The organism is Salinimicrobium sp. TIG7-5_MAKvit (genome assembly GCF_049569215.1).
Taxonomy (GTDB): domain Bacteria; phylum Bacteroidota; class Bacteroidia; order Flavobacteriales; family Flavobacteriaceae; genus Salinimicrobium; species Salinimicrobium profundisediminis.
On the sequence record NZ_CP145903.1, the window covers coordinates 2,025,165 to 2,043,208 of the forward strand.

Consider the following 18,044-nt stretch of genomic DNA (forward strand, 5'->3'; position numbering starts at 1 on the left):
TTTGTAAACGTATAATTTTTGCGCCGTAAATTTTTGTATTATTACAAAACTGTTGTGTTACCAACCATTTGAGACCAACCAAGAATGAATCAAAGAGCCTTCTGGAAATATTACCGGGATTTCAATTTTTTCAACCTCATTTTCTCTGTGATCTCGGGAATTTATTTTGGAGCGGTAAGCGGTACGCTCATTTTTCTTAGCTTCGGAATGCTTATTGGCTATCTTGGTTACGAAACCTTCAGAAAAAATGAATATTACCTGTACTACAACCTCGGATTTTCCAAAAGATTCCTTCTGAAGAAGGTGTGGATCTGCAATCTCATTTTTGTGACTCCGCTTCTAATCATACTCTTCCTTTTTCTATGAAACAGCTCGAAGTAAGTAAGCTGAGTCATAGCTTCGGAAAAAATCAGCTTCTGTGTGATATTGCATTCAGCTGTAAAACGGGAGAGATTATTGGCCTTTTTGGCAGGAATGGTTCAGGTAAATCTACTTTGCTTAAGGCGGTAATGGGAATTATAAGTGTAGATGCTGTAAGTTTAACGCTTGATGGGGTGAAGGTGAAAACTTCCGAAGTAATTCCGAAGAAAATGACAGGCTATTTGCCTCAGGACAGTTTTCTTCCCAAAGAGCTGAAGGTGCGCGATGTGATTCCCCTTATTTTTCCTGAAGGCGAAGCGCAGGACAGGATATTTTACTCGCCGGGAGTCGCTGCTTTTGAAAGTAAAAAGGTCGGCAAGCTCTCTGCCGGACAATTAAAGTACCTGGAATTGCTGTTGCTGGCTCACATGCCACATCCTTTCCTGCTGCTAGACGAGCCTTTTTCTATGGTGGAGCCACAGTATATCGAAAAGATCAAAGAGCTGCTGCTTTCGCTTAGAGCAACTAAGGGAATTTTGGTTACAGATCATTATTACCGCGATGTGCTGGAGATAGCAGATGATAATTTTATTCTGAAAAAAGGGGAATTGCACAAGGTGGAAAACGAGGAAGACCTGGCAACGCACGAATATTTAAAAGTTAGAAACCAATGAAACCTGCTTCGGCAAAAGAAATAAGAGACGAATTAAAACACCAGGACCGGGAGGAGCTTTTGCAAATTGTGCTTCGCCTGTCGCGTTTTAAAAAGGAGAATAAAGAACTGCTTACCTATCTCCTGTTTGACGCTCAGGATGAAGAGGAATACAAGCAGAAGGTGAAAATGGAGATGGATGCAGAATTTGAAGAAATCAACCGCAGCAATGCTTATTACACAAAGAAGGGAATCCGAAAGATCCTCAAAAATGTCAAAAAATACAGTCGATATTCGGGGAAAAAGGAAACCGAAATTGAATTGCTGATCTATTTTCTTCAGAAGATGAATGGCTTCAAACCTTCCATCCGCCGGAATAAGATCCTGAAAAGCCTTTATGAACGGCAGCTGGACCTGGCGAAAAAGAATATGGAGAAGCTGCACGAAGACCTGCAGTACGACCTGAACCTGGAGCTGGAGAAGCTTAAATAGTATTTAGTAGTTAGTATTGAGTATTGAGAATTGAGTATTGAGGAATTTTAAGCACCAAGCACCAAGTACCAAGCACCAAGCACCAAGCACCAAGCACCAAGCACCAAAAACCAAATTCCAGTATAGTTCAATGTTCCAAACTGGTAACTTTATTGGCAACCCGAAACTTTTTTAATTGTTTATTGATAATTGATCACTGTTAATTGTAAACATGACTTTCCCAAACTTACAAACAACCCGCTTAAAGCTACGTCAGATCACAGAAGCAGACCTGGAGAATGTCTATAGTGGACTCTCCAATCCAGATGTTATAAAGTATTATGGAGTCAATTACAGCAGTCTTGAAGCTACATGGGAACAGCTGGAGTGGTATGCAGAACTGGAAAGGAACCGAACGGGCATCTGGTGGGCGATAATTTCTGCTGAAGACAATAGCTTCTGCGGTGCAATGGGGTATAACAACCTGAGCAGGGAACACAAAAAAGCTGAACTGGGATTTTGGCTGCTTCCGAAGTATTGGGGAAAGGGATATGTGCAGGAGGCGCTGGAAGTGGTGCTGGAATATGCTTTTCAACAGTTACATCTCCACAGGATCGAAGCCTTTGTGGAAACTGAAAACATCAGTAGCCAAAATACCCTCCAAAAATGCCATTTTCAGAAGGAAGGTGTTTTAAGAGATTCAGAAATAAAGAACGGCAGGTTTATTAGTGTGACTGTTTTTTCCAAATTGAGTAGTGAGTATTGAGAATTGAGTAATTAGATTTGAGGATTTGAGGATGATCTTGCGCTGTTGTTTTTGTGTGATAAAGACTGACAGATAAAATCCTATAAAAAACCATCCTTTCATCCGTGTCCTTCATTTCAATTAACAATAAGCAATTAACAAGGAACAGTCAAACAAGTTTGATTGAGCAGGTTTGGTGAGCAAGTATGAGTAGAGAGAAACAATTTGTGCATCCGTGGCCTTTATTTTCAATTAACAATAAGCAATTAACAAGGAACAGGAATTGTTTGCGGTCTTTGCGCAACCTCCGCGGACTTTGCGTGATAAAGCCTGAGTAAACAGGTTTGGGTGGAAAGAAAGATTCGTGAATTCGTGTCCTTCATTTCAATTAACAATTATCAATAAACAATTAAAGGTTTGAGTAAGCAGGTCTGAGTAGAGAGAAAATATCAGTGCATCTGTGGCGTTTTTCATTGAGTGAGAAAGTCCAACAATTAGAAACTATTAATGAATCTGGGGTAAAACGTATCAATAAAAGTTTATCAAAAAATCACTATTTTTAAAAGTATGGAAAAAGGCTGTCTTGAATGTGGAGAAAAAATTGTGGGGAGAACAGATAAGAAGTTCTGCAGCGATTACTGTCGCAATGCATATAACAACAATCTCAACAAAGACAGCAAGAACCTGGTGCGCAACGTTAATAACCAGTTGCGCAAAAACTACCGTATTCTTGAAGAGCTAAATCCCGATGGGAAAATTAAACTCTCCAAATCAAAACTGCTTGCCAAAGGTTTTAATTTCGATTATTTCACCAGCATATACACTACAAAGACCGGGAATACCTACTATTTCGTTTATGACCAGGGATATCTGCCGCTTGAAGGCGATTTTTATGCACTTGTAAAGAGGATCTAAGAGCCCCAGCTTTGTCCTTTCAGGGCAAGTGCTGCCCTAAGAACATCACTCTGGCTTAACTGCCCTACAAGTTTGCCGTTGCTCACTATAGGGAAGCGACGAAACCTATGTTCAATGAATTTTTTTGCTGCTTCGAGCACATTCATTTCAGCATCTATAGTGATAGCGTCGCAGGTCATTCGTTTTTCCACAAGGTTGTCATCCATCGGCAGATTATAATACCTGCTGTCTGAGATATGTTTTATACAATCCCCTTCAGAGATCACTCCCTGCAAATTATAATCCTCATCCACCACACAGGCACCCGATATTTTATGATGCATTAGTTGCTCCATCACTTCAATAACAGTTTGGTGTTTTCTGAAGGTCACCAGGTCTGTCGTCATATAATCTTTCACGCACATTGGAGTACTTGCAGCTTTTTTGGGCTCGGCCCTTCTTCCTTGAAAACTCTTTATTCCCATAGCACAAGTATTTGATTGTTAGCTCTTAAAATATGAATTTCCTACAATAATATAAAGGGAGTTGGCAATACTTTAAGATTTTTGGACAGTCAGCTTAGTTGTTGAACTGCTTTTGGATATATTTGAATATGGCTAAAAATATTCAGGCACTTATTGCGCTCCTGGTTCTTATTGCAGGTATCAGCTGGAGTGTGCAGGGAACACGCCCCTATGTAGATTTAGATAAAGAAGTACCAGCTAATGAATTCTCTACGGCCCGGGCTGTTAACCACGTCCAGGCCCTGGCACAGCAACCTCACTATGTGGGTAGTGCGGCGCATTCACATGTCCGAAATTATATTGTAGATCAACTTGAAAACCTGGGCCTTCTCATTGAAATGCAGGAAGGTTTTACCCTTAATAAAACGGGTACTTTAGTACGTTCACAAAATATCCTGGCGCGAATAGCGGGCAAGGGTGAGGGGCCGGCGCTGCTTCTTATGTCACACTATGATAGTGCAATGCATTCTTCGCCGGGCGCCAGTGATGCAGCCAGCGGCGTGGCAACCATACTTGAAGCTATCAGGGCGTATCGTGCTTCGGGGAATGTTCCCGATAATGACATCATTCTTCTTTTTACCGATGCTGAAGAGCTGGGCCTCAACGGTGCCGAATTGTTTGTAAAAGAACACCCGTGGGCTGCAAATGTTGGGCTGGCCCTCAATTTTGAATCTCGTGGTAGTGGAGGGAATTCTTTTATGCTGCTTGAGACCAATGGAGGAAATAAAGCCTTAATTGATCTTTTTACTGAAGCCGAAGTCTCTTATCCCGTCACAAATTCCCTGGCTTACAGCGTTTATAAAATGCTGCCCAACGATACCGATCTTACTGTGCTGCGCGAGCAAGGGAATATCAACGGACTCAATTTTGCTTTTATCGATGATCACTTCGACTATCACACGGCTACAGATATTCCTGAAAATCTTGATGCACGTACGCTGGCCCACCAGGGAAGTTATTTAGTGCCCTTGCTGAAGTATTCGGCTTCGGCACCACTCAGCAGTTTAAATTCCGAAGAAGATGTGCTGTTTTTTGATATTCCCGGGCTTAATTTAGTAACGTATCCATACAGCTGGATCTTTCCCCTGTTGTTCATTTCGCTTCTTTTGCTGCTTGCCGTAATTATTTTTGGGATGTTGAAGAAAAAGCTGAGGGTGAAACCAATGCTGAAAGGCTTTTTGCCATTGCTGCTATCGCTTTTCCTGGCGGGGTTGGCAGGTTATTTCTTTTGGGAATTCGCCCTTTGGTTTTACCCGCAGTACCAGGAAATGGAGCACGGCTTTACTTACAATGGTTACTGGTACCTTGCAGCCATAATCTTCCTGGCCCTCGCCATTTGTTTTTACGTTTATCACAGGTTCCGGAAGCCTCAAAATACACATGAACTTCTGGTAGCGCCGCTTATTTTGTGGTGGATTATAAGTGCCCTGGCTGCAGTCTACTTAAAAGGGGCGGCATATTTCGTGCTTCCGCTTATGTTTGGGATTGTACAGCTATTCATTTTGATCCTCGATTTAAAATGGAAATTGATCCTCCTGGCCTTTTTGAGCCTGCCGGATATCTTTATTCTCATGCCGTTCATCCTGTCGTTCCCGGTTGCATTGGAGCTTAAAATGCTCTTTCTGTCGGCTGTTCTGGTAGTATTATTATTCGTGCTGCTGTGGCCGGTTTTTGGAGCGCTAAGGAGTAATCAGCTTTTTGGATTCGTAAGTTTTGTGATTTTTATAGGGTTGTTCCTTGTTGCACATTTTAAATCGGAATTCAATGAGGCACGTCCACGGCCAAACAGCCTGGTCTACGTGGTCGATAAGGATAGGAATATAGCCACCTGGAACACTTATGATGCCGGGCTAGATACCTTTACCGCAGCTTATTTTGAAGATGCTGAAGCTGCACAACAAGAGTATTGGTTTGGGAGCAAGAATGGCAGCAGTTTTAGCAAAACCGCCCCGGCACCACAAATTATGTTGCCTGCACCCTATATCTCTGTTCAAAAAGCCAGTTACGAAGCTGAAGGAGAGGATGTGTACCACGTAAAAATCGCTCCAAACCGGGAGATCAATCGAATGGCCCTTTTTGCCGATAAAACGATTAATTTTAAATCTTTTAAAGCCAACGGACTGGAAGCAGGCTACCTTCAACCCGACCAGAGTGAGCTTCACGTTCACAAAAATAGGTGGTGGGACCAGTTGTTGTCTTATTACGCCGTGAGCAAAGACACCCTGCGCCTGGAAATGACTGTTAAAGAAGGGCTGCAGCCCAAAATCACCCTTTTGGAGGCATCTTATGACCTGTTTGAGAATCCGCAGTTGCAGGTACCGGCCCGCGATGAGGATATGATTCCGCGGCCTTTTGTGCTGAATGATGCCATTGTGGTGAAAAAAACCTTTGTACTACAATGAGTAATAAACGATTACCAGTAAACAATGATACAAGAAGCTTTAAATTGTAGTTTAATTGATTATGGTTTATATTGGGTGTTTGTAATTTTATTAATCCTTAAACATTAGACGTTATTCATTCAAAAAACATCTCCATCCTCGGAACCGGCTGGTTGGGATTCCCGCTGGCTAAAATGCTAATGGCTGAAGGCCTTTCGGTAAAGGGTTCTACAACTTCTGCTGAAAAGCTTCCCGTTTTAAAACAGGCAGGGATTGAGGCTCTTCAAATAAAAGTTACTGCGGAAGGTGTTGAGGGAAACATTGAAGATTTCCTTTCCAAAAATGGCATTTTGATCGTTGATTTTCCCCCGGGACTTCGAAAGAACCCGGAAGTGAATTATTCCGAAGCTATAAAAAAGCTGGCTGAAGCTATTGAGGCTTCAGGTATCAAAAAGGTCATTTTTGTGTCTTCAATTTCCGTTTATGAAGAGGCAGAAAGCTTTCCTGTTTATACCGAAGATACTCAACCAAATGCCACTTCAGCTTCTGGGAAGGAAATCATTTCCGCAGAAAAAATTCTTCTTGAAAATGCCATTTTTGACACTACTGTAATTCGCTTTGGCGGACTCATTGGTGCGGGGCGCCATCCTGTGAAGTACCTTGCCGGCAGGAGCGGACTTGCAAATCCGTTGGGGGCTGTAAATCTCATTCACCTGGAAGATTGCCTGCAGGTGATAAAAAAGGTACTCGAAAATGACATTTTTGGAGAGGTATACAATGCCGTTTTTCCACTGAATCCGCCGAAGGAGCAATATTATCAGCAAAAAGCACGGGAAATGGAGTTGGAGCTTCCCAAATTCGATGAGTCCGCACCATCTGTAGGGAAAGTGATTTCAGCTTCAAAAGTTATGCGGCAGCTGGGAGTAGAATTCAGCGCCGGAATTTGATGAATATTTCCGGCACGGATTGCAAATCCGCGCCAATCAATTAAGTACTCTTTAGAAATTGGAATTTGACATTTGGTGCTTCTTTATGGATATTTTAATCTTAATAACTTTTGAAATTTTGCAGTGGCATCATACCTCCGTTTTTTTAGATTTGAGGTTTTGAAAAATTCGAGGATAGCCTATGAGCGCATTTGTGATAAGTAAAAGAGATAATGGGAATTATAAGTTCACTTTTGCCTCCCGGAAGGGAAAAACCATCTTCACCAGCATTGCCTGCAGGGAAAAAACTGACTGTGAAAAGATCATAGAGACAATTCAGGGGGAGCTCGATTCTTTCACATTCAGGAAGGCCAGAACGGGTTCGAGAAAATATTTTTTCAGGATTACCCGCGGCGGATTTGTGCTAGCCACCAGCCGAAAATTCTCTACGGAATTAATGCTTCAAAAAGGTATTGATCAATTCTTAAAGTATGTCCCCGAAGCCGAAACACTGGATTTTTCTCTGAATGAAGATGTTTTTGCAGAGGTTGAAGAAGAAGAATGATTTTTCTTATTAATTAAATATTTTGGAGTGGGGAGATTGCTGTGGAAATTGCTGTGGGAATTGCTGTGGGAATTGCTGTGGAGACGTTGCATGCAACGTCTGTACTTTTCCATTTCCTCCATTTCCTCCATTTCTTTCCCCATTCTTTTCTCTTCTATTCTATCTTCTCTTCCTCATTTTTCTTTCCTTTTTTTCTCTATTTTCTTTAGAATATTTCCGGGGGTGAAAAAGGTGCCTAAAATATCGTTTTTGAGATGTATGTTTTCTTCTGAAGAAAAGCAATCTTCTTCAAAATATCTTTCCGAAGAAAATTCAGATTAAGTTTCGAGAACAGGGGTGTGATTTTCTTTTTTTACCAGGAACATCACATAAACCAGGAGTCCGCATGCAATTAGGGAAAGCAGGATCATGACGTTCCATGTGGTGGCGTACCCGAATTTGTTGATCATCTGCATTCCGGAATTGTGGCCAAAAATATGGCCTATAGAAAAGGCGATACTGTACAAAGCCATGTAGGAACCTTGTTTTCCACCTTCGGCTCTTTTGAGGGCAAAGCTGTTTGAAAACGGAAATGCGATCATTTCGCCAAGGGTCAAAAAGATCATTCCTACAAGCAGGATTCCCACCCATCCTGTAAGATTGATAAGCATAAAACTGATGGCGACAAGTATAGAGCCCGTGATGACGTGGAAAAGCGTTGAACGGACTTTTGCTTCCAGGTATTTGATGAGGGGCATTTCAAACAGGAAGATGAGGAAACCGTTTAAGCCCAGTAAAACTCCAATCTCGAACTCGCTTAGAAAATGTACTTCGGCGTAATATAAGGGGATGGTGGAGAAATACTGCAGAAAAACAAACCCAAACAAGATCATGGCACCAATGAAAACCAGGTAAGGTTTGTCTTTCATCATGGACTTCGGAATGCTGTGGATTTCTTTGGGATTTTCAACAGCTTTCTTAGGATGAAGCAACTTTAGGAGCAGAAAACCTGCTGTGATACAGGTAATCCCATCTACCCAGAAGAGTCCGCCGTAACCGGCACCTGCAATAATCAATCCGCCAACGGCGGGCCCTGCGGAAAATCCGAGATTGATAGCGAGCCTAATGAGGGTAATGGAGCGGGTTCGGTTTTGAGGTTTGCTGTAGGCGTTAATGGCGACAAAAACTGCGGGCCTAAAAGTGTCGGCTACCAGCATTACGATAAAGATTCCGGCGCAAATTCCCCAGAAAGTGGTGGGAAACTGCAAAAAGATAAATAACACGCCCGAAATGAGCAGGCTAAAGGCCATGGTTTTGTAGTGGCCAATCCTGTCGACAAGTTTCCCGCCCAGCCAGGAGCCGGCAACAGAGCCCAGGCCAAAGAAAGTGAGGATCCAGCCTACTTCTTCGAGAGAAAAGCCGCGGTTTTTAGTCAAGTACAGCGAAAGGAACGGGATCACCATGGTTCCCGCACGGTTGATGAAGGTGATAAACGCCAGCAGCCATACCTCCCGCCTCAGGTCGCTAAATGATCCTATATACGCCTTAAATAATCGCTGTAACATTGCTGAAAATAAAAGGCTGAAATTAAATTAAAAATGGATTGGTTTGGTTGCTGCTGCCAGTATTTTTTTTAGTAGCCGCAGTTTACAGTTTTAGAAGTTTCTGCTACTGCCATGCTCACTATGGGGCAATTATATCTGTTTTTTGCTTAATTCATGGAGTTTTAGGATGGTTTTCCAATTCCTGGTTGTAGCTCCAATTTTTAATTTCTTCTCAAAAAAATTGTTGTTCAGTTTTGTTTGGTGGTATTTACCTTCGCAAAAAATGAATACCTCTTTTTCTGCGATTTTAAATTTATCGGGGTCGTAGTTAAAGGATTGTGTTTTTTCTAAATTTTCTTTCGAAGGTTTTTCCTTTAAAAAGGTCAGATGTAATTGATTGATGTCTGTATTTTTATCATAAAACGGATTCTTACGAATCGAAGTCTGCAGTTCTTCTGAATCCCGAACAATGACAGGTACTTCAAATTCAAATTTTTCTTGAATAGCATCTTCAAGTAAATCTTCCAGCTTAGAGTTTTTTAGTTGAGAATTGAAAAGGAGGTTGCCACTTTGTATGTAAGTTTCTATTTGTTCTAAACCCAATTGTTCACATAAGGCTTTTAGATCGGTCATCAGGATCTTTCTTTTTCCACCAACATTTATTCCTCTTAAAATTGCAATTTTTCTATTCATGTGAATGGTGAATGTGATTAGTATAATATCATTATTGAAAGGTAAAGGTTTCTTTAGGTAATTATTTTATGATCAATGGAATTTATCCTCTTTCCATTTTGCCGGATTATTTTTGATGTAGTTGGAAATGTTTTGAAAAGAGATTTCATTCCGGATGATGATATCATAAAAGCGGGTTTGCCATTCAAAATCAAATCCCAGCCGGTGGGCATGTTTTGTGGTGGCCGATTTATATGATCTTATTATTGTAGAGATGGAATTGGATTTTGGGGAGATCTTTGCCATTTGGGGATCTTTTGGGGGAGGCTGAGGATAATCCTGGGGCTGAGGAGACAGTGGAGACGTTGCATGCAACGTCTGTACGGAATCATCTAAATGATTCCCGGGGGAATCATTTTTTGGATCTAATCGATCTTCAATTCTTCCTTCTTCAATATTTCCTTTGGAAATATTTTCTTCCTTTGGGATTTCGGGATTGTTAAGGATGAGGATGCCGTGGATGTGGTTGGGCATCACCACAAAATTGCCTAATTCCACGCCAGAGGCGTGGTGGGGGATTTCGTGCCACAGGATATCTGCAATCACGCCTGTGGGAGAGAATTCCATTTTTTTATTTTTAATTTCTCCGAAGTAGTGTTTTCTATTGGCGGTGCAGATGGTGATAAAGTATGCGGCATTCCATCTGTAATCCCAGCTTTTTAGTCGGGCAGATTTTATTCGGTATTTGTTTTTAAAAAGGTCGGCCATTGGGCACCTGCTTAATGAGTGTGTTGCTAATTTTGGTTGAATTTATTCTTCTTCCGAAGAGGTTTTAAGATATAAAATTTTAAATATCAATTGTTTATAAGATAAACATTTCTAAAAAAAGGTGTTTAAAAATGCCATTTTTGAGAGGTGTTGGTGGGGGATGGTGTGGCAGTGGAGACGTGGAGACGTTGCATGCAACGTCTGTACCTTTTCTTTTGGAGTAATTCCTGGCGGAATTATTTAATCCCTGCGGAATTTATATTGGCACTATATTAAAAACTGTGTAAGTATTGAATAACGGGGTTTGTTAGCCCCGTTATTTTTTTAACCTTGCCTGCAAAATCCAGGCACTAATATTTACACATTGATGAAAAAAGAAGATCTATTCGATGATGAGTTTTTAAAACAGTTTAAATCCGGAGAAGAACTTAGCAGCTTTCTCAAGCAACTTCAAAAACGAGGATTGGAGAAAATACTTGAAGGTGAACTTGATGGCCATCTGGATTACGACAAGAACCAAAAGTCTGGATCTGGAAATACCAGGAACGGTTATTCTCAGAAAAAGGTTCGCAGCTCTTACGGTGAAGACACTATAAAGGTTCCCCGCGACCGTGATGGCTCTTTTAATCCCATGATCGTTCCCAAACGAAAAAACATGGTGGACGGGATTGAAAATGTTATTGTATCACTATATGCAAAGGGAATGAGCAATAGCGATATTGAGGAGCAAATCTCTGAGGTGTATGGTTTTGATGTCTCTACTTCTACTATATCCAGAATTACAGACAGAATCAGCAATGATATCGTAGCCTGGCAAAATCGTCCTTTAGAGCCTGTGTATCTGATCGTTTGGATGGACGGAATCGTATTCAAGGTTCGAGAGGACTCTAAGGTAGTCAACAAAACCATTTACATAGCTGTAGGCCTTAGAAGAGATGGTAAAAAGGAAGTTCTTGGCCTTTGGTTAGGAAAGAATGAATCTGCCGCCTTCTGGATGAGCGTATTGACCGATATGAAAGCCCGGGGAGTTGAGGACATTTTAATCACTGCCACTGATAATCTCAATGGATTTACGGATACCATTAAGAATGTTTTTCCACAGTCTAAAACTCAAATCTGTGTGGTTCACCAGATCAGAAACGCCTGTAGGTATGTAGTTTGGAAAGATAAAAAAGCCTTTACCAGGGATATGAAGTTGATATACGATGCACCTACCAAACAAGCCGCAGAAGCTGCCTTGGAAGATTTTGCCACCCAATGGAACTCTAAGTATTCTTATGCGATAAAAAGCTGGAGGGACAACTGGGAAGACCTTACCGTCTTTTATGAGTTCCCGCTGGAGATCAGGCGAATCATTTACACCACCAATCTTATTGAGAACCTGAATGGTAAGATCAGAAAGTACACTAAAAACAAATTATCCTTCCCAACCGATGATGCTGTAATGAAATCTGTATATTTGGCTCTGAGGGAAGCAACCAAAAAATGGTCTATGCCCATTAGAAATTGGGGAATCGTCCTCAATCAGTTCTTGACTATATACGAAGAAAGGGTTCAACTTTAGATAAAAAGTCAAACCCCTTTATTTAAAACTTACACACTTTACGGGATAGTGTCTATATATTTTCTTTTTTTCCTTTGGAAATAAAAAAAGCCCCTCTTTTGGAGGGGCTTGAAATGTTCTTTTGAAAGATATTACCAGATTTTCACTCTGTTTTCAGGAGCTACGTACATTGAATCTCCTTCCTGTATATTGAAAGCTTCATAGAAAGCATCAATATTTTGTAATGGAACGTAAGCTCTGTATTCTCCCGGGGAGTGTGGATCGGTCTTGATCCTGTTGCGCAGTGCTTCTTCTCTCATCTTGGTTCTCCAAACGGTAGCCCAGCTCATAAAGAATCGCTGCTCGGGCGTGAATCCATCTATTTCTCCCGGATTTCCGTGTTCCTTCAGGTGAATCTGGAGTCCGTCGTAGGCAGCATTCACACCTCCAAGGTCACCAATGTTTTCACCAAGTGTGAACTTTCCGTTGATATAAACTGAATCCAACACTTCAATAGCACTGTACTGGTCAGCCAGACTTCCGCCAAGGGTTTCAAACTGCTCCAGGTCTTTCTCGCTCCACCAGTTGTTCAGGTTTCCATCAGCATCAAATCGCGAACCGCTGTCGTCAAAGCCGTGAGAGATCTCGTGGCCTATTACCGCTCCAATTCCACCGTAGTTTACAGCAGCATCGGCTTTATAGTCGTAGAAAGGTGGTTGTAAAATGGCCGCAGGGAACACAATCTCGTTGTAAAGCGGGTTGTAATAAGCGTTCACAATTTGTGGCGCCATGAACCATTCGCTCTTGTCTACAGGTTTTCCAAGTTCGGAGATTTCTTCTTCTACCCTCCATTTTGCAATGTTGAGCATATTCTGAAAATAAGAACCGTCATTTGCAGGTTCTTTAATGTCTATGCTGCTATAGTCTTTCCAGGTATCAGGATAACCTACCTTGATCTTTGTGGTACCCAGTTTTTGCTTGGCCTTTACCTTGGTGCTGTCGCTCATCCAGGTAAGGTTGTCAATCCTGTTTTCAAAAGCTTTTACCACATTCTCGATCATTTCTTCAGCTTTTTGTTTTGCTTCAGCCGGGAAATGCTCTTCTACGTAAAGTTTACCCAGTGCCTCTCCCACCGTTTGGTTAATTGTGGCAAGGGCACGCTCGTTACGTGGCAGTTGTTTTTGTGCACCGCGAAGGGTCTTTTCGTAAAAGTCCCAGTTGGCATCTTCAATCTCGGTAGTAAGCATTCCTGCTGCATCATTGAAAAGAGCCCATCTAAGGTATTCTTTCCACTCCTCAACATTTTGAGAGGCCAGGGTTTTTTGAACAGCTTCCATATAGCGCGGCTGGCTTACAATAATGGTATCTATGTTAGTAGCGCCAATAGATTCGAAATATTTGTTCCAGTTCACTGCGGAAACTTTCTTCTGAAGTTCGGCAACGGTCATTGGGTTATATGTATTTCGGGCGTCACGGCGTTCTACCTTGTCTAACATTGGTTGCGCAAGGGCGGTTTCAAATTCAAGGATAGTTTTTGCTTTTTTTGCAGCCTCTTCTTCAGAATCTCCCAAATACTGAAGCATTTTGGTTACGTGAGCAACATACTTCTCACGTTTTTTTTTTGAGTCGGCATCTTCAGCAATATAATAATCCCTGTCGGGTAGGCCAAGACCTCCCGGAGATAGGTAAGCTGCGTTCATGTTAGAATTCTTTGCATCGGCACCTACACCAAAGCTGAAGAATCCGCCGCCGCCATACATTTGCATCTCTTCAAGATAAGTCTGCACGTCTTCTTTGGTCTTGATAGCCGCAATCTTATCGAGGTAAGGCTGAATAGGCTCAATTCCCTGCTGGTTACGGGCAACGGTATCCATGATGGTCTTGTAGAGGTAAACTGCTTTAGCCTGGTCGCTGTTCCCGTCAAGGGTGTCGCTTTTTGCTGCAGCTTCTAAAAGGGCAAGTGCATCGGCATCTGTTTTTTCGCGGAGCTCGTTAAAACTTCCCCATACGGTTTTGTCTTCGGGAATCTCGTTTGTGTCCAGCCAGCGGCCGTTTACGTACCTAAAGAAATTCTCCTGCGGCGTCACGATAGTGTCCATGTAGGCAAGGTTGATGCCGCGAGGCTCTTCGGCTTCAACTTCTTTGTCGTTCTTACAGCTTGTGAAAGCTGCTGTAGCCATAAAAGAAAGTAGAAAACCTTTACTTATTCTATTCATGTTAAAATTTGTTTTTATTGCTGCGAAATTTAGTAAAAAGGAATGAATTTTCAATTTAGTCGCTGCCGCTTAGTTTGCTCTTAATTTAGTGATCAACCTGCGGTCAAAATCTTCTTTTAGAGAGGTTAGGGAATCTACATGTTCATTGGGTACAGCGATTGACAGTACATAGTGTTTTACTTTCCATGTGTCACCTTCTTTTACCGCTACACCGCTCCCGCGGCAAATACCCATTTGTGTATCCAGTAGCTCGTCAAACCAAGCTATTTTGGCATCTTCGGCGAAGAAAATATTCCGTTCCAGGGTGCTAAAGCTCCAGGCCGTGCCACGGTCAAAATATGGCTTTGACCACTGCATAAATTCCTGTTTGTTCCAGTTCTCGGTAGGATCTGTGCCTATAAAGACAGATTCTTCAGCCATTAAACTGAAATAATTCTCATAGTTGGCTTCGGCAGCAGCGTTATGCCATTCTTCGAGAAGATTGTTCACGCTGCTCTTTTCGGACTGCCCAAAGGCAAAGCTTCCGAAGAAAAACAGGAGTGTCAAAAAAGGTATTTTTTGCATAGGTTTTTATAGTTTATAGTTTATAGTTTGTAGTCTTTAGTAGGTAGAAGGATAAAAATTAAGTTCTTATAAACTTTCATTTTCGGCATCGAGCGCAACGAAATTTTTAATGGCCTCGTTGGGTTCAATGATGTTATACCCGCTCCAGAAATCGGGGTTGTATGTTTTAAAGGTTTTATATTCAAAATCATCGGTGGCAGCAATATTATCGAGGCTTCCGGGAGCCATGGCTTCGGTTTGATATACTACCAGCTGTAGCTTCACGATTTCGCTCACCCTAAGATCGAGGTCAAGGTCGAGTTCATTTTGTTTGCGGCGGCCTTTAACGTGTTTGTTCTTCTCAATAATGGTAAGTGGCCGCTTAATTCCCACGGTCTCCCCGGTTTCGCGCTCCAGGTAACTCAGGTTGTATTTTCCGGCTTCGTCTTTTACAAAGATCATCTTGCCGCGGTAAACATCATCGGCAGTGCTAATTCCGAAGAGACGAAATTTCTTTAATGGCTTCACATTTTCGTATTCCAAACGATGTACCCCATAATCTAACGTATTGACGTACATCCTTCCTTTAAAATCGGCTCCTCTTTTGGGTTCAAAATCTATGACGTAAACGGTATTGCTGTCAATATATGCGTAGCCGTTGAGGTTGTATTTGTACTTGTTCGACTTGTCAAAAAGGTTAAAAGTAATATCCTCTTTCCAGAACATACCGTTCATAAGCCTTTTTACATTAGCATCTGAACTCTCCTGTAGATACTTTCTGCTTTTAACCCTGGCCTTTTCTTTTTCTTCGGGAGTTTTTTCTTCCTTTTTTTCGGTCACTACCAGTCCTTCTTTCAATTCATCTTCATCTACCTTAAACCCTATGATCCCCGATTTTATCTTTAGGTAAGAACGTTCTTTTAAGGTGTTCATGAAGAGCGTGTTGAAATTTTCGGTAATCTCCTCCAGGTTTTTCATGCTCTGCGGATTGTAAAGGTTTGCCGCTTTAATGATGTTGACCTTCTGGGTGTCATAGTTCCCGTACATGTCGGCCAAAACTTCTTTATACGAATCGGAAACTTTAGGGATTTTTGCAGAGATCTCATTCATGAGGTCCTGATCAATCCCTTCAATTGTACTTTTATCTACCTCCATATCAAACCGGCGTACATAACTGGTGCCAGATTGTCTTAAGAAGATCCTCTTTTTGCTGTTGTCAAAGTTGTAGTTGTGATTAACCTCTTCTTTGACTTTTTCTAAAATTTCTTTTGCTGAAAGGTTCTTGTTAGAAAGGAAGACTTCGCCCAGTTCAATAGATGCAGGTTTTAGGTAAATAATTCCTTCGGAAATTTCAGCGGGGGTAATTTTAAGGAGTTCGTACCCTAAAGAGGAGATCTTCACTATTTCGGGAAGTTTATCTTCTTCGGCATTATAGCTGAAGTAGCCTTCTTCATTGGTAACGAGTCCGCGGTTTTCACCAAAAACAACATTCGCGTAAGGGATAGGTTGTTTAGTACCGGCATCAAGCACTTTGGCTTTGATTTCCTGTGCCTGAACAAAAGTAGCCTGGAGAAACAGAAAGAATACTAAGAGGGATTTCATTGAGAATGTTTTGTTTATAGACGTCATTCTGAAGCAATTGTTACAAAATTTTAGCTGTGGCAGGATTAACAAAAAACTAACTTAATACAATTGGCAGCAGGAACAAGGGTTGTTATCTTTAGAAAAAAGACCTTTTTTTATGACACGATCTATCTGGAAATCAGCCGCCCCGAACACGAACTTCCCGAAACTGAATGAAAATATTAGTGCCGAAATAGCCATTGTTGGGGGAGGTATTACGGGAATTACAACCGCATACCTTTTGGCAAAATCGGGTAAAAATGTAGTGCTTCTTGAAGCAGGTACTATAAGTGGCGGAACCACTGGAGATTCTACAGGGAACCTCTACGCTATGGTAGATAAGCGCCTGCATCACATTCAAAGCAAATGGGATGAAGATACAGCTTCAAGAGTGGCGCAATCGCGGGGACAGGCAGTAAACCTGGTAGAGGGACTGGTAAATAAATATAAGATTGATTGCAGTTTTAAGCGCGTGCCGTGGTATCTATTTAGCGAGACAGAAAAAAAGGACGAGACCATAGAGAAGGAGATCAAAGCTGCTGCTCATTACAGGTTGCCGGTAGAAGAAGTACACGACTTACCCATACCTGTAAAAGTGAGTAAGGCGATAAAGGTAGAAGGGCAGGCCCAGTTCAATCCTGCTGCGTTTGTGAGGGGGCTTGCAGAAAAAATTGACAGTGTAAATTGCAGGATCTTTGAAAATTCGGAGGTCCACCACATTGAAAAGGAGGAAGATCTTGTACTTTCAACCGATAGCGGTAAAGTAACTGCCAAAAAGGTCATTTTAGCCACCCATACTCCCAAGGGAATTTATGGCTTGCAAACCGCACTTTATCCTTACCGGGAATATGCAATTGCAGCTAAATTAAACTCAGGTGATTTTCCCGATGGTATTTACTGGGATACAGAGGCCGACTTTCATACTTCAATGCGCACATACAGCAAGGGAGAAGATAATTATGTACTGGTGTTAGGTGGCCACCACAAAGTTGGACAGGAGGATGATTACAGCCGTTTCTTCAAAAAGCTGGAACAGAATGCCAGAAAACATTTTGATGTTGCTTCAATTGATTATGAGTGGAGCGCACAGCATTACAAACCTGCAGATGGGTTGCCGTATATAGGCGAAAGCTCTGATAACAATATTTATATCGCCACAGGTTTTTCTACAGATGGGCTTACGTATGGGGTGCTTTCGGCTATGATCTTAAATGACCAACTTAATGACAGGGAAAATGAGTGGAGTGATCTCTATAAAGCATCCAGGTTCACCCCTATTAAGTCGGCAAAGAATTTCATCAAGGAAAACCTCAATGTTGCCAAACAATACATCAAAGACCTGTCGGGGAAAGCTGAAACCGGTTCATTTGATGAAATTGCTGCCGGCCAGGGAAAGGTAGTGGAAGTTGAGAATGAAAAATGGGCAGTTTTTAAAGATGAAAAGGGACAGGTACATTGCCAGTCGGCTGTTTGTACCCATATGGATTGTATAGTAGACTGGAACGATGCCGAGAAAAGCTGGGATTGCCCCTGTCACGGAAGCAGGTTCAAGGCAACAGGAGAAGTGATTGAAGGTCCTGCATTTTCACCACTGGCGCCTAAGTATCCGGCAGCGAGGGAGAAAGAATAGTTATTTAG

The 18,044-nt window shown here is 41.8% G+C and carries 17 protein-coding genes; 10 read left to right on the top strand and 7 right to left on the bottom strand.

Annotated elements, in window-relative coordinates; genetic code table 11:
- Positions 1–84 precede the first annotated feature (84 nt).
- The 5 genes from V5739_RS09110 to V5739_RS09130 all read left to right on the top strand — a co-directional run bounded on the left by V5739_RS09110 (position 85) and on the right by V5739_RS09130 (position 3,143).
- A complete protein-coding gene (locus V5739_RS09110) occupies positions 85–366 on the top strand; it encodes a hypothetical protein (RefSeq protein ID WP_423817908.1) in 282 nt (93 codons plus the stop codon).
- On the top strand, positions 363–1,034 hold the full coding sequence (locus V5739_RS09115) for an ATP-binding cassette domain-containing protein (RefSeq protein WP_423817909.1): 672 nt from the start codon (positions 363–365) through the stop codon (positions 1,032–1,034). The genes V5739_RS09110 and V5739_RS09115 overlap by 4 nt, the downstream gene beginning before the upstream one ends.
- Positions 1,031–1,504, top strand: a complete 474-nt coding sequence (locus V5739_RS09120) for a hypothetical protein (protein WP_423817910.1) — start codon at positions 1,031–1,033, stop codon at positions 1,502–1,504. The genes V5739_RS09115 and V5739_RS09120 overlap by 4 nt, the downstream gene beginning before the upstream one ends.
- A gap of 211 nt (positions 1,505–1,715) precedes the next feature.
- Positions 1,716–2,249 (top strand): GNAT family N-acetyltransferase, encoded by a 534-nt coding sequence (locus V5739_RS09125; protein ID WP_423817911.1) that lies wholly within the window; start codon positions 1,716–1,718, stop codon positions 2,247–2,249.
- A gap of 546 nt (positions 2,250–2,795) precedes the next feature.
- Entirely contained in the window at positions 2,796–3,143 is a 348-nt protein-coding gene (locus V5739_RS09130; RefSeq protein WP_423817912.1) for a hypothetical protein, read from the top strand.
- Here the strand turns inward: V5739_RS09130 and V5739_RS09135 are convergent.
- Positions 3,140–3,607 (bottom strand): CBS domain-containing protein, encoded by a 468-nt coding sequence (locus tag V5739_RS09135; RefSeq protein ID WP_423817913.1) that lies wholly within the window; start codon positions 3,605–3,607, stop codon positions 3,140–3,142. The two genes, V5739_RS09130 and V5739_RS09135, sit on opposite strands and share 4 nt — an antisense overlap.
- A gap of 128 nt (positions 3,608–3,735) precedes the next feature.
- On the opposite strand from V5739_RS09135, the gene V5739_RS09140 reads away from it, so the two are divergent.
- The 3 genes from V5739_RS09140 to V5739_RS09150 all read left to right on the top strand — a co-directional run bounded on the left by V5739_RS09140 (position 3,736) and on the right by V5739_RS09150 (position 7,518).
- The gene (locus V5739_RS09140) at positions 3,736–6,048 is read left to right on the top strand and encodes a M20/M25/M40 family metallo-hydrolase (RefSeq protein ID WP_423817914.1); all 2,313 of its coding nucleotides are present in this window, start codon (positions 3,736–3,738) and stop codon (positions 6,046–6,048) included.
- Between the two features lie 152 nt (positions 6,049–6,200).
- Positions 6,201–6,974 carry an NAD(P)H-binding protein gene (locus V5739_RS09145; protein WP_423817915.1) on the top strand — a complete coding sequence of 258 codons (774 nt, stop codon included), beginning with the start codon at positions 6,201–6,203 and terminating at the stop codon, positions 6,972–6,974.
- Between the two features lie 181 nt (positions 6,975–7,155).
- The gene (locus V5739_RS09150) at positions 7,156–7,518 is read left to right on the top strand and encodes a DUF1508 domain-containing protein (RefSeq protein ID WP_423817916.1); all 363 of its coding nucleotides are present in this window, start codon (positions 7,156–7,158) and stop codon (positions 7,516–7,518) included.
- 317 nt (positions 7,519–7,835) lie between these two features.
- On the opposite strand, the gene V5739_RS09155 is transcribed toward V5739_RS09150, so the two are convergent.
- From V5739_RS09155 to V5739_RS09165, 3 genes are all read right to left on the bottom strand, one after another.
- The gene (locus V5739_RS09155) at positions 7,836–9,062 is read right to left on the bottom strand and encodes an MDR family MFS transporter (RefSeq protein WP_423817917.1); all 1,227 of its coding nucleotides are present in this window, start codon (positions 9,060–9,062) and stop codon (positions 7,836–7,838) included.
- 129 nt (positions 9,063–9,191) lie between these two features.
- Positions 9,192–9,734 carry a DUF1697 domain-containing protein gene (locus V5739_RS09160; protein ID WP_423817918.1) on the bottom strand — a complete coding sequence of 181 codons (543 nt, stop codon included), beginning with the start codon at positions 9,732–9,734 and terminating at the stop codon, positions 9,192–9,194.
- A 72-nt stretch (positions 9,735–9,806) separates the two neighbouring features.
- Entirely contained in the window at positions 9,807–10,481 is a 675-nt protein-coding gene (locus V5739_RS09165) for a transposase (RefSeq protein ID WP_423817919.1), read from the bottom strand.
- A gap of 367 nt (positions 10,482–10,848) precedes the next feature.
- Between V5739_RS09165 and V5739_RS09170 the strand changes: the two genes are divergently transcribed.
- Positions 10,849–12,045: an IS256 family transposase gene (locus V5739_RS09170; protein WP_423817920.1), complete on the top strand. Its 1,197-nt coding sequence runs from the start codon at positions 10,849–10,851 to the stop codon at positions 12,043–12,045.
- Positions 12,046–12,176: 131 nt separating this feature from the next.
- Here V5739_RS09170 and V5739_RS09175 read toward each other — a convergent pair whose 3' ends face one another.
- The 3 genes from V5739_RS09175 to V5739_RS09185 all read right to left on the bottom strand — a co-directional run bounded on the left by V5739_RS09175 (position 12,177) and on the right by V5739_RS09185 (position 16,385).
- Positions 12,177–14,240 carry a M13 family metallopeptidase gene (locus tag V5739_RS09175; protein ID WP_423817921.1) on the bottom strand — a complete coding sequence of 688 codons (2,064 nt, stop codon included), beginning with the start codon at positions 14,238–14,240 and terminating at the stop codon, positions 12,177–12,179.
- Positions 14,241–14,309: 69 nt separating this feature from the next.
- A complete protein-coding gene (locus V5739_RS09180; protein WP_423817922.1) occupies positions 14,310–14,804 on the bottom strand; it encodes a nuclear transport factor 2 family protein in 495 nt (164 codons plus the stop codon).
- Between the two features lie 66 nt (positions 14,805–14,870).
- Positions 14,871–16,385 carry a carboxypeptidase-like regulatory domain-containing protein gene (locus V5739_RS09185; protein WP_423817923.1) on the bottom strand — a complete coding sequence of 505 codons (1,515 nt, stop codon included), beginning with the start codon at positions 16,383–16,385 and terminating at the stop codon, positions 14,871–14,873.
- Between the two features lie 139 nt (positions 16,386–16,524).
- On the opposite strand from V5739_RS09185, the gene V5739_RS09190 reads away from it, so the two are divergent.
- Complete coding sequence (locus V5739_RS09190) at positions 16,525–18,036, top strand: FAD-dependent oxidoreductase (RefSeq protein ID WP_423817924.1); 1,512 nt, start codon at positions 16,525–16,527, stop codon at positions 18,034–18,036.
- The last annotated feature ends 8 nt before the right edge of the window (positions 18,037–18,044 follow it).

Excerpts from the sequence above, each read along its gene's own strand:
- V5739_RS09110 (WP_423817908.1), top strand. The coding sequence starts at position 85 with ATGAATCAAAGAGCCTTCTGGAAATATTACCGGGATTTCAATTTTTTC.
- V5739_RS09130 (WP_423817912.1), top strand. The coding sequence starts at position 2,796 with ATGGAAAAAGGCTGTCTTGAATGTGGAGAAAAAATTGTGGGGAGAACA.
- V5739_RS09120 (WP_423817910.1), top strand. The coding sequence starts at position 1,031 with ATGAAACCTGCTTCGGCAAAAGAAATAAGAGACGAATTAAAACACCAG.
- V5739_RS09150 (WP_423817916.1), top strand. The coding sequence starts at position 7,156 with ATGAGCGCATTTGTGATAAGTAAAAGAGATAATGGGAATTATAAGTTC.
- V5739_RS09175 (WP_423817921.1), bottom strand. The coding sequence starts at position 14,240 with ATGAATAGAATAAGTAAAGGTTTTCTACTTTCTTTTATGGCTACAGCA.
- V5739_RS09165 (WP_423817919.1), bottom strand. The coding sequence starts at position 10,481 with ATGGCCGACCTTTTTAAAAACAAATACCGAATAAAATCTGCCCGACTA.
- V5739_RS09135 (WP_423817913.1), bottom strand. The coding sequence starts at position 3,607 with ATGGGAATAAAGAGTTTTCAAGGAAGAAGGGCCGAGCCCAAAAAAGCT.
- V5739_RS09180 (WP_423817922.1), bottom strand. The coding sequence starts at position 14,804 with ATGCAAAAAATACCTTTTTTGACACTCCTGTTTTTCTTCGGAAGCTTT.
- V5739_RS09190 (WP_423817924.1), top strand. The coding sequence starts at position 16,525 with ATGACACGATCTATCTGGAAATCAGCCGCCCCGAACACGAACTTCCCG.
- V5739_RS09125 (WP_423817911.1), top strand. The coding sequence starts at position 1,716 with ATGACTTTCCCAAACTTACAAACAACCCGCTTAAAGCTACGTCAGATC.
- V5739_RS09140 (WP_423817914.1), top strand. The coding sequence starts at position 3,736 with ATGGCTAAAAATATTCAGGCACTTATTGCGCTCCTGGTTCTTATTGCA.
- V5739_RS09170 (WP_423817920.1), top strand. The coding sequence starts at position 10,849 with ATGAAAAAAGAAGATCTATTCGATGATGAGTTTTTAAAACAGTTTAAA.
- V5739_RS09115 (WP_423817909.1), top strand. The coding sequence starts at position 363 with ATGAAACAGCTCGAAGTAAGTAAGCTGAGTCATAGCTTCGGAAAAAAT.
- V5739_RS09185 (WP_423817923.1), bottom strand. The coding sequence starts at position 16,385 with ATGAAATCCCTCTTAGTATTCTTTCTGTTTCTCCAGGCTACTTTTGTT.
- V5739_RS09155 (WP_423817917.1), bottom strand. The coding sequence starts at position 9,062 with ATGTTACAGCGATTATTTAAGGCGTATATAGGATCATTTAGCGACCTG.
- V5739_RS09160 (WP_423817918.1), bottom strand. The coding sequence starts at position 9,734 with ATGAATAGAAAAATTGCAATTTTAAGAGGAATAAATGTTGGTGGAAAA.